This window comes from Tsukamurella soli (assembly GCF_039541155.1).
Lineage (GTDB): Bacteria > Actinomycetota > Actinomycetes > Mycobacteriales > Mycobacteriaceae > Tsukamurella > Tsukamurella soli.
The window spans coordinates 1-3,626 of sequence record NZ_BAABFR010000193.1; the positions used below are offsets into that span (position 1 = coordinate 1).

Below are 3,626 nucleotides of genomic sequence, written 5' to 3' on the forward strand. Positions count from 1 at the left end.
CCCCACAGCGACGCCGGCGCCGGCCGCCGCAGCCGCCCAGAACGTCGCGCTCGGCCGCTCCCGCGTGCGGAGCACCGCGGTCGCGGCCGTAGCTGCCGGGAGCAGCGCGATCACGACCGCCCCGTGGCTCGCCGGTGCCGACGCGAGTGCGAACGAGGTGAGCAGCGGAAAGCCGAGTACAACGCCGCCCGCGACCACGGCGACACGCAGCCACTGCCACCCGCGCGGCGCACGCCGCCTCGTCGCCAGCAACGCGGCCGCGGCGAGTGCCGACGCGACGACAGCGCGGCCGGCGCCCACGAACAGGGGCGGCAACCCGGCGTCGACGGCCACGCGGGTGAACGGCACGGTGAACGAGAACGCGATCACACCGACGAGCCCCCAGCCGAACCCGCCCGGACCGCGGCGTAGCACGTCCTTCTTCGTAGCAGTAGCGCTACTATGTGCATTCATGTCGAACGATAGCACTTCGCGCATCGTCGCCGAACTCCGCGGATGGATCGACTCGGCGGCCCCCGGCGCGCGGCTACCGTCGTCGCGCAGCCTCCGCGACGTATACCGCGCGAGCCCTGTCACCGTTCAGAAAGCGCTGCACACGCTGGCAGCACAGGGCCTGGTGGAATCGCGCCCGGGGGTGGGAACCTTTGTGCGCGCCGCGCGGACCGCCCACACGGTCGACTTCGGTTGGCAGACGGCCACTCTCGGGGCATCGGGGTATCGCGACGCCCGGCCCCCGATGTCACTGCGATCGGCGGCGCACTCGATGATCGCGATGCACTCGGGTTACCCCGACCGAGAGCTGTTGCCGGAGAGGCTGGTCCGTGCTGCGTTCGGTCGCGCCATGCGGGCGGAGACGCTGATGGGCCGCCCACCCACCGGCGGGTCACCCGACCTGCAGTCGTGGTTCGCGGCGGAGCTCGCGTCGGTGACACCGGCCGGGGTCGCGCCAGTCACGCCCAACGACGTGGTCGTGATCCCCGGCAGCCAGGGCGGCCTGGTGACGGCGTTCCGTGCCCTGGTCGGCGCCGGGCGGCCGCTGGTCGTCGAGTCACCCACCTACTGGGGTGCCCTGCTGGCGGCGGCCCTGGTGGGCGTCGAGGTCGTGCCGATCCCGAGCGGACCGGCGGGCCCCGACCCCGTCGACCTCGCGGCGGCGCTGGCCCGGACCGGAGCACGCGCCTGCTACGTGCAGCCGACGTTCGCGAGCCCGACGGGGGCGCTGTGGTCCCGCGAGCGCGGCGACGCGGTGCTGGACGTGGTGCGTGCCCACGGCGCCTTCCTCATCGAGGACGACTGGGCGCACGACTTCGGCATCGACGCCGACTCGCAGCCGCTCGCCGCGCGGGACGACGCGGGTCACGTGGTGTACCTCCGATCGCTCACCAAGTCCGTGGCGCCGGCGGTGCGGGTCGCCGGGCTGGTCGCCCGCGGTCCGGCGCTCGGCCGCATCCTCGCCGACACCGAGGCGGAGTCGATGTACGTCAGCGGGATCCTGCAGGCCGTCGCCCTCGACGTGGTCACCGCGCCCGCGTGGCAGACACACCTGCGGCGCGTGCGCGCCGAGCTGCGGGAACGACGCGACCTGCTGCTGACGAACCTGCGCGAGCACGCCCCCGCCGTGCAGATCGAGGCGGTGCCGCGCGGCGGGCTCAATCTGTGGGCGCGGCTGCCGGACACCGTCGTGCTCGGCGACGTCGTATCCCGCTGTCTGGGTGCGGGCCTCGTCGTGGGCGACGGTGACGAGTGGTTCCCCGCCGAGCCCACCGGTCGGTTTCTGCGGCTCAACTACGCGGGTCCGAATCCCGCCGCATTCGGCGAGGGCGCCCGGATCCTGGCCCGGGCGATCGGCTAGCCCGCCGCCGCGGACCAGGATTCGCGTGCCACGCGCATGAAGTTCCGGCCCAGCACCGCGGCGATGTCGGTATCCGGCCAGCCCCGCCCGGCGAGGTGCGCGCCGAGTGTCACGAACGTCTCGGGCGGCATCCACTGGATCGGGCCCCACCGGGTGTACGACTCGTCGTACAGTTCCGGGCTGGCCGCGATCTCGACGACGAACTCCTCGTGATCGAACGAGAAGTCGCTGCTGACACCGACATGCTCGATGCCCACGAGTTCGACCGCGTACTCGAGGTGGCGGGTCATCGCCTCCAGAGTCGGGGTGTTGGGGCCCAGGAAGATGCCGACACCCGTGATCCCGACGACTCCCCCGGTCTCCGCGGCGGCGCGCGCCTGGTCGTCGGTGATGTTGCGCGGGTGGTCCCACACGCCGCGCATACACGAGTGGCTGTACACCACGGGCCGCGTGGACGCGTCGCACAGCCCGAGGCTGGTACGGACGCTGCAGTGCGAGCCGTCGGGCACCATGCCCACCCGGTTCATCTCGGCCACCAGGTCGCGCCCCCACGGCGTCAGGCCGCCGTCGTCGGCGTCCAGGCAGCCGGAGCCCGCCCGGTTGGCGTGGTTGTACGACGGCAGCATCGTCCGCACGCCGAGATCCCAATACTCTTGCACCGCACCGAGATCACCGCCGAGCGGCCCGGAGTCCTCGAGGTCGAAGGCGACGGCCATCCGCCCGGCGGCGGTGATCGCCTCGACGTCGTCGACGGTGGCAGCCAGCGCGAGCCGATCCGATGCGGCGACACCCGACCGGAACGCGCGCAACAACCCGGTGGAGAACTCGTACGAGTGCGGCGAGTACCCGACGTTGACCGAGACGAAGCCGCGCTCGAGGGGCGCGTACCGCTCCAACTCGGCGACGTCAGCGTCGAGGTCGAGCGGCAGGCACGTGTGCTGGTCCCACAACAGGCTCATCCCCGCACACTAACGCCCTCCCCGCGGCATCCCGCGGCTGCCGCGCACCACCCGCGCGAGCGGCGTCGCGGGATGCCCGCTCAGCCGCTCTACGGCATCGCTCACGCCGTCCAGCTCGCCGGCGGCGACGGCGGTGTACGTCGAGACCCAGGCCTCGACCTGCCAGTCTGGCGCGCCGTAGACGCGGCGTGACTCGAACGCCTCGTCGACCGTCTCGTCGTGGAACACGATCTGCCGCCCGGTCTCCCGCTGGAGGACGGCGGCGATCTCCGCCATCGTCAGCGCCTCGGGGCCGGTCAGGTCGTACGTGCGTCCCACATGGTCGGCCGGTGCGAGCAGCACCGCCACGGCCGCGTCGACGATGTCGTCCTGCGCGACCACGGCCGCCCGGCCGCACCGAGCCGGCCCGCGGATGACGCCGTCGTCGCCCACCAGGCCCGGCATGAAATCCGCGTACAGGTTGTCTCGCAGGAACGTGAACGGCAACCCGGACGCACGGATGTGCTGCTCGGTGGCCCAGTGGTCCCGTGCGAGGGTGAACGTGGCGTCGGGTGCGGCGCCGAAGAACGAGATGTAGACCAGGTGACCCACGCCCGCCGCCACGGCGGCGTCCACGAATGTGCGGTGCGCCGCGAGCCGGTCGGGCTCCTCGGCCCCCGACACCATCAGGACGGTGTCGGTCCCGGACAACGCCTGCCGCACCGCGGCGCGGTCCGCATAGTCGGCGGCCGCCACGGTCGCGCCCGGGTACGACGGTGCCCGCTCCGGGCGCGACCGTGGAAGTCGGAGGCCAAGCGGTCTTAGGAAGACAACCA

3 protein-coding genes are annotated in these 3,626 nt (G+C 72.7%); 1 reads left to right on the forward strand and 2 read right to left on the reverse strand.

Annotated elements, in window-relative coordinates; genetic code table 11:
* Positions 1 to 453, reverse strand: a 453-nt coding sequence (locus ABD908_RS26765; RefSeq protein ID WP_345001859.1) for an EamA family transporter, incomplete at its 3' end; no start/stop codon positions are given.
* Between ABD908_RS26765 and ABD908_RS26770 the strand changes: the two genes are divergently transcribed.
* Positions 452 to 1,852 carry an aminotransferase-like domain-containing protein gene (locus ABD908_RS26770; RefSeq protein WP_345001861.1) on the forward strand — a complete coding sequence of 467 codons (1,401 nt, stop codon included), beginning with the start codon at positions 452 to 454 and terminating at the stop codon, positions 1,850 to 1,852. The genes ABD908_RS26765 and ABD908_RS26770 overlap by 2 nt on opposite strands.
* On the opposite strand, the gene ABD908_RS26775 is transcribed toward ABD908_RS26770, so the two are convergent.
* Positions 1,849 to 2,811, reverse strand: coding sequence for a dipeptidase (locus ABD908_RS26775; protein WP_345001863.1), 963 nt, complete (start codon positions 2,809 to 2,811; stop codon positions 1,849 to 1,851). The two genes, ABD908_RS26770 and ABD908_RS26775, sit on opposite strands and share 4 nt — an antisense overlap.
* Positions 2,812 to 3,626: the final 815 nt, after the last annotated feature.